5 protein-coding genes and 2 pseudogenes are annotated in these 6,313 nt (G+C 73.2%); 2 read left to right on the top strand and 5 right to left on the bottom strand.

Annotated features, from left to right (window positions below):
* Positions 1 to 570: pseudogene (locus AB0G02_RS25735) on the top strand (tRNA pseudouridine(38-40) synthase TruA); the annotation flags it as partial.
* Here AB0G02_RS25735 and AB0G02_RS25730 read toward each other — a convergent pair.
* Positions 536 to 1,474: a lysylphosphatidylglycerol synthase domain-containing protein gene (locus AB0G02_RS25730; protein ID WP_360798234.1), complete on the bottom strand. Its 939-nt coding sequence runs from the start codon at positions 1,472 to 1,474 to the stop codon at positions 536 to 538. The pseudogene AB0G02_RS25735 and the gene AB0G02_RS25730 sit on opposite strands and share 35 nt — an antisense overlap.
* Positions 1,471 to 2,208 (bottom strand): PIG-L family deacetylase, encoded by a 738-nt coding sequence (locus tag AB0G02_RS25725; protein ID WP_360798232.1) that lies wholly within the window; start codon positions 2,206 to 2,208, stop codon positions 1,471 to 1,473. The genes AB0G02_RS25730 and AB0G02_RS25725 overlap by 4 nt, the downstream gene beginning before the upstream one ends.
* Positions 2,209 to 2,258: 50 nt before the next feature.
* Here AB0G02_RS25725 and AB0G02_RS25720 point away from each other — a divergent pair, with 50 nt between their 5' ends.
* Complete coding sequence (locus AB0G02_RS25720) at positions 2,259 to 3,326, top strand: glycosyltransferase family 4 protein (RefSeq protein ID WP_360798230.1); 1,068 nt, start codon at positions 2,259 to 2,261, stop codon at positions 3,324 to 3,326.
* A 3-nt stretch (positions 3,327 to 3,329) separates the two neighbouring features.
* Here the strand turns inward: AB0G02_RS25720 and AB0G02_RS25715 are convergent, their stop codons facing one another.
* The 3 genes and pseudogenes from AB0G02_RS25715 to AB0G02_RS25705 form a co-directional block, all read right to left on the bottom strand.
* Positions 3,330 to 3,932: a Uma2 family endonuclease gene (locus AB0G02_RS25715; RefSeq protein WP_360798228.1), complete on the bottom strand. Its 603-nt coding sequence runs from the start codon at positions 3,930 to 3,932 to the stop codon at positions 3,330 to 3,332.
* A gap of 148 nt (positions 3,933 to 4,080) precedes the next feature.
* Positions 4,081 to 5,643: a S8 family serine peptidase gene (locus AB0G02_RS25710; protein WP_360798226.1), complete on the bottom strand. Its 1,563-nt coding sequence runs from the start codon at positions 5,641 to 5,643 to the stop codon at positions 4,081 to 4,083.
* A gap of 253 nt (positions 5,644 to 5,896) precedes the next feature.
* Positions 5,897 to 6,313, bottom strand: a pseudogene (locus AB0G02_RS25705) (hypothetical protein); the annotation flags it as partial.

Here is a 6,313-nt window from a genome sequence, read left to right as displayed (position 1 = left end):
CGGTTGGCCCGCGCGCTGCCCGCGGACGTGCGGGTGTTCTCGGCCCGCGTCGTGCCCGCCGCGTTCGACGCCCGGTTCGCCGCGCTGCGCCGGCACTACGAGTACCGGGTCACCGACGCCGCGTCCGGGGCGCACCCGTTGCGGCGGCTGGACACGCTGGCCTGGCCGCGTGCCCTGGACCTCGACGCGCTGAACGCCGCGTCGGCGCTGCTGCTCGGTGAACGGGACTTCTGCGCGTTCTGCAAGCGGCGCGAGGGCGCGACCACGATCCGCGAGCTGCAACGCCTGGAGTGGGTGCGCGCCGGCGACGTGCTGACCGCGCACGTGTCCGCGGACGCGTTCTGCCACTCGATGGTGCGCAGCCTGGTCGGCGCGCTGCTCGCGGTGGGCGAGGGCCGCAAGCCGGTGGGCTGGCCCGCGTCCCTGCTGTCGCTCACAGCCCGGTCGAGCGAGGTCGCGGTCGCGCCGCCGCACGGGTTGTCGCTGGTGCGGGTCGACTACCCGGCCGACGACGAGCTCGCCGCGCGGGCCGCGGTCACCCGGAACGTGCGCGTCGCGCCCACCAGCTGAGCCAGGCCGCGCCGCCGAGCGGTATCTCCGCCAGGTAGGTGAAGAACGCGAACAGCAGCACGCCCGCGACGGCCGGTGCGGCGGGCGTGCCGAGGCCGACCAGCAGCGCGATGGTGCCGTTCTCGGTGACGCCGACACCGCCGGGCGTCACGACGGCCATGGTCAGCAGCCTGCTCACCGCGAACGCCGCGACCGTCGGCCCCCAGCCCAGGTGGACGCCCGCCGCGGCCAGGCACCACCACAGCAGGACGCCCTGGAGCAGCAGGTAGGCGAGCATCCCCGCGGTCATCCGCCGCCAGCCGGCGCGGATCACCCGACCGGTCTGGCGGCGCAGCCGCAGCAGGAACCGGGCGGCCCGACCGCCGAGCAGCCCGCCCAGCCACCGCAGGCGCAGCAGCACGGCCACGCCCAGCAGCAGCACGACGGCCGCCGTGACCGCGGCGGCCAGGACGCCGTCGCCCAGCACGGCCGCGCCCTGCACCGCCAGGGCCAGCAGCGGCAGCGCCGCGCGGGACAGGGCGTTCCACAGCCCGCTGACGATCGTCGACGTGGTGATCGCGCGGGCGGAGTGGCCCCAGCTCGACGCCATCACCGCGGTCACCGCCACCCCGGCCGCCCCGCCGAACGGCAGCACGTTGCTGACCGCGCTGCCCGCCGCGTTCAGGGTGAACGCCTGGGTGTTGCGCAGGCCGGGCAGCGAGCCGGTGAGCACGTAGGTGTAGGACCAGAGCCCGGCCAGCCACAGCGCCATCAACCACAGCGCGGTGCCGGCGCCGACGTGGCGCAGCTGCGCGCCGACCGCCGTCCACTCCACCCCGCCGACGACGGGCACCAGCGCGACCACCAGCCACGCCGCCAAGCCCAGTGACACCAGCGACGCGGTGAGGCGCAGCCACGGTCTCATCGTGCCCGCAATCGTTTGCGCTCGACGTACCACTCGGTGCCCAGGGCCAGCTTGAACAGCGGCGGGGGCAGCTTGAGCAGCGCGGCGAGGGTGCGGGTCGACTCGCCGCCGGTGGTCTGCGTGGCGTGCGCCGCCATCGCCGCCCGCTTCACGCGCGCGTACCGCCGGACGTCGACCGAGTGGGTGATCTGGTCGCGTGGCGTGTAGGCGTTCTCGAAGGGGGCGAGGTCGAACCTGCGGGCCAGCCGGGCGAGGCGCAGGCCGCGCAGCAGCGCGGTGCGGTCGACCGTCGCCTCCCACACGCGGGGCGTGCCGGCCAGCTCGGCGGCCAGCGCGCCGACCCGGTGCACCTGGACGTGGTCGGGGTGCCCGTAGCCGCCGCCGGGGTCGTAGGTGGTCAGCAGGTCGGCGTGCTCCTCGTGCAGCAGCGCGGCCAGCTGTTCCGCGGCCTCGCCCACGTCGGCGCGGGCGAACCCGTGCCGCCCGTCCAGTCCGGAGTCCGGGTAGCCCAGGAACTCCACCCGCGCGCAGCCCAGGACCCGGGCCGACGCGTGGGCCTCGCGGGTCCGGACCGCGCCGAGGTCGACCGCGGGCGCGCTCAGCCCCTGTTCACCGGCGGTGGCGACGACCAGCACCACGCGGTGACCCTCCTCCGCGAGTCGCGCCATCGTGCCCCCGGTCAGCAGGGCTTCGTCGTCGGGGTGGGCGTGGAAGAAGACGCACGTTCGGCTCACGGGTGCCAGAGTGTCAGTTGCTCCGTTCGGCGGCTTGACGGGGAGGGCACTTGTCCATCGTCCACGTGACCGACTGCTTCCTGCCCCGGCTGGGCGGGATCGAGGTGCAGGTGGCCGGGCTGGCCCGCGAGCAGGCGTCGCGCGGGGAGGACGTGCACGTGGTGACCGCGACCAGGCTCGCATCGGCGGGTGACGGGTACTCGGTGCACCGGGTCGCGGTGAGGCTGCCGTGGGACCTGCCCGTGCACCCGCGGGCGGGCTCGCACCTGGACCGGGTGTTCGCCGGGCTGGCGCCGTCGGTGGTGCACGCGCACGTCGGCGCGATCTCGCCGTTCGCGTGGTCGGGCGTGCGGTCGGCGATGCGGCTGGGCCTGCCGGTGGTGGTCGTGGTGCACAGCCTGTGGGACCCGGTGGTGCAGCGGTGCTACCGGGCGCTGGACCGGTTCGCGTCGTGGAGCTCCGCCCCGGTGGCGGTGGCGGCGGTGAGCAGTGCGGCGGCGGACCGGGTGCGCGCGGTGGCGCCGGGCGTGCCGGTCCGGGTGGTGCCGAACGGGATCGAGCCGCGGCGGTGGCGGGGAGTCCCGGCGCAGCGGCCGGACGACGCGGTGCACGTGGTGTCGGTGGGTCGGCTGGCGGCGCGCAAGGAGCCGATGGCGTTGCTGCGGGCGTTGCGGGCGGTGCGCGCCGACGTGCCGCTGCGGGCGACGCTGGCCGGGGCCGGGCCGGAGCTGGCCGTCCTGCGGCGGTACGTGCGGCGGCACGACCTGGGGTGGGTGAGCCTGCCCGGTCGGCTGGACCGGCGGGGCGTGGGTCGGCTGCTGGCGGGTGCGGACGTGTTCGTGAACGCGGCGTCGCAGGAGGCGTTCGGGTTGGCGGCGCTGGAGGCGCGGACGGCGGGCGTGCCGGTGGTGGCGCGGCCGGGGACAGGCGTGGCGGACTTCGTGCGGGACGGCGTGGAGGGCCTGCTGACCGACGACCTGGCCGGTGCGATCACCCGCCTGGCGAACGACCGGGAGGAACGGCTGAGGATCGCGGCGCACAACCGCACCACCGAGCCGACCCACTGCACCTGGCCGCGCGTGCTGGAGGCGTTGCGCGAGTGCTCGGCGCGCGTCTGAGGGTCAGAAACCCAGTTCGTCCAGGTCGACCGTCACCGGGAGCGGCGCGGCCGTGATGGTCGTCGGCCCGCCTGTGTCGACGACGTTCTCGGCCTGGTACTCGCCGCCTTTCAGGCGGTGGGCCGTGAGCCTGAGGCCGCTGGCCTTGCTCGTCTGCGCGATCGTCCACGCGAACGGCACCCCCGCCGCGGCGTAGGCGGTCAACTTCGCCAGTCGTTCGGATCGCGTGTTGCCGGGTGACCACACCTCGACCGCCAGCAGCAGCGCTTCCGCCGGGAAGCTCGTCCCGGTCGGCTTCCGGTCCAGGATCGCGGCGTCGGGGATCAGCGCCGTCCGCAAGGTCGACGAGATCTTCACGCCCACCGGCGGGGCGAAGAACAGGTCGGATCGCCCGGCAGCCCGGATCGTGTCGTCGATCCACCTGCCCAACCAGTAGGCAGTGAGTTGGTGTTCGCCGGAGGGTGGCGGAGTCACGAGTAGGTGTCCGAAGATCAGCTCGGTGCGCGACCCGTCCTCCGAAGGGGGCAGGTCGAGCCATTCCTCGAGGGTGTGCGGGCCGATCATCGGATTCGGCAGGGCTGCTTCTTCCCGTAGCGCTGCGGACATGGCTTCCAACCTCCACGATCGACCTGATTAGGACCCTGCCACAGTCCCACCGGGGCGATACCGTCCCTGATCAGGTGAAACGCGAAGCGGCCCCTCACCGGCGGAAGTGGTGAGGGGCCGCTGTGGTGCGACCGGGTCGGGCGACCGCTTACAGGTCGAGCGTCCAGGTGTCGATGTAGCCGGTGTCCTGGCTGTACGCGTCGCGCACGCGCAGCTGCCAGGTGCCGTTGGCGTTCTCCGCCGACAGGTTCAGCGTGTACGTGGCGTCGACGTTGTCCGCGCTGTCCGAACCCGACGTCACCTTCAGCTGCTTGACCGCGCCGCTGGGCGTGATCAGGTCGATCGCCAGGTCGCCGCGGTAGGTGTGCTTGACGTGCACCTCGACCGTGGACGACGTGCCGGCCTTGCCCGTGCAGTCGGTCACCGCGATCGAGCTGGTGGCGGTGCCCAGGTCCGGCACGGCCACGTCGGTGCCGTTGGTCTTGGCCGCGCAGCCGCCGGGCTGCGGGGTGCCGCTGCCGATCACGCGCAGCAGCTTGTTCGGCGAACCGGTGCCCGCGTTGCCGACCACGCCGCTCGTCGCGCCGTTCACCAGGGCGTCACGCACCTGCTGGGGCGTGGCGGTGGGGTTGGAGGACAGGTACACGGCCGCCGCGCCGACGACGTGCGGCGTCGCCATGGACGTGCCGCTGATCGTGTTGGTGGCGGTGTCGTTGGTGTACCACGCCGAGGTGATGCTGGAGCCCGGCGCGAAGATGTCCAGGCAGGTGCCGATGTTGGAGAACGACGACCGGGCGTCGGTGTTGGTCGTGGAACCGACCGTGATCGCCTCGGCGGTGCGGGCCGGGGACGTGTTGCACGCGTTGGCGCCGCTGTCGTTGCCCGCCGCGAGGGCGTAGGTCACGCCGGACGCGATGGAGTTGCGCACGGCCTGGTCGACCGTGGCGTCCGCGCCGCCGCCGAGCGACATGTTGGCCACCGCCGGCTTGGCCGCGTTCGCGGTCACCCAGTCGATGCCCGCGATGACGCCCGCGTACGTGCCGGAGCCGCCGCAGTCGAGCACCCGCACGCCGACCAGCTTGACCTTCTTGGCCACGCCGTACGTGGAGCCGCCGACGGTGCCCGACACGTGCGTGCCGTGGCCGTTGCAGTCGGTGGCGTCGTTGTCGTTGTCGACGGTGTCGCGCCCGGACACCGCCCGGCCGCCGAAGTCGCTGTGCGAGAACCGGATGCCGGTGTCGATGATGTAGGCGGTGACGCCCTCACCCTGGTTCGGGTAGGTGTAGGAGTTGTCCAGCGGCAGCGCGGCCTGGTCGAGCCGGTCCAGGCCCCACGACGGGGTCGGCGCCTGCGTGCCGGAGATCTTCACCTCGCCGTCCTGCTGCACGTACTTCACCGACGGGTCGGCGGCCAGCTTGCGGGCCTGCCCCTCGCTCATGGTGGCCGAGAAGCCGCGCAGCGCGCTGGTGTAGGTGTGCTTGACGTTCGCCTGGTACTTGGCGCTCAACGTGCCGACGCTGCTCGTGCTCATGTCGTTGAGCACGACGATGTAGCTGTCCTTGACCGCGTTGGGCGAACCCGCCCCGCGGATGTCGCCCTCCGCCGCGGCGGCGGTGAAGGTGGTCAGTGCGGCCGTGACCGCGAACGCCGTGCCGGCAGCCAGCCCGATACCGGCCAACCGTCTCGTCCTGGACGCGCGAACGTCTCCCATGGCAGCGGTTCTCCTCTTCGCAGGGTGTGCGCCCGGTCGGTGTCGCCCCCGAAACCGCCCGGACGCGGTGAGTCGTTCCTAGTTCGCCTCGCGGGTGGGGCGCAAGAATCTGCCCGGAATAACCGACGATCGGCTCCTCCACAGTTTTATTCGTGCTGTGAACGAATTGCTGCGGAGAGTGACTGGACCGCCGTCGAAAAACATGCCCCCGGACAATCGTCCGGGGGCATGCGGGACCGCGGGTCGGCGCGGGTCAGTCGCCGCGCCGGACCGCACCCAGGATCTGCTGCTCACCGGGGGTGGTGACCAGTCGCAAGGGCCGCCACAGGTTCGTGCCCAGGGCGATGACCTGGTCGTCCTTGAGCGTGGTGAGCTGGTGCGCCATCTGCGGCGGCAACCGCCAGATCTGGCCGGCCAGCTGCGCCTGCCCGACCGGCAACCGCTGGAGCAGCACCAGGTCCGCGGAATTCGCGGTGGTCGCCGCCTGGGGGTGCAAATAGGGCAGGACGTACATGGTCGTCTGCCACGGCGAGCGCGGCGGGAACAGTTCCTGCGGCACGTGGCCGCCGTCGTGCACGACCAGCAGCGGGCTGTCCTCCGACGGCCGCGGCAGCTCCACCGGGCTCAGCCGGCGCAGCTGCACCAGCGGCGAGGGGCGGCCGTCCGGGCC

The organism is Actinosynnema sp. NPDC023658 (assembly GCF_040639995.1).
Classification (GTDB): Bacteria; Actinomycetota; Actinomycetes; order Mycobacteriales; family Pseudonocardiaceae; genus Actinosynnema.
The sequence above is the reverse complement of the archived record's forward strand: the minus strand, read 5'-3'. Positions and strand labels throughout refer to the sequence as shown.

Excerpts from the sequence above, each read along its gene's own strand:
- AB0G02_RS25715 (WP_360798228.1), bottom strand. The coding sequence starts at position 3,932 with ATGTCCGCAGCGCTACGGGAAGAAGCAGCCCTGCCGAATCCGATGATC.
- AB0G02_RS25730 (WP_360798234.1), bottom strand. The coding sequence starts at position 1,474 with ATGAGACCGTGGCTGCGCCTCACCGCGTCGCTGGTGTCACTGGGCTTG.
- AB0G02_RS25710 (WP_360798226.1), bottom strand. The coding sequence starts at position 5,643 with ATGGGAGACGTTCGCGCGTCCAGGACGAGACGGTTGGCCGGTATCGGG.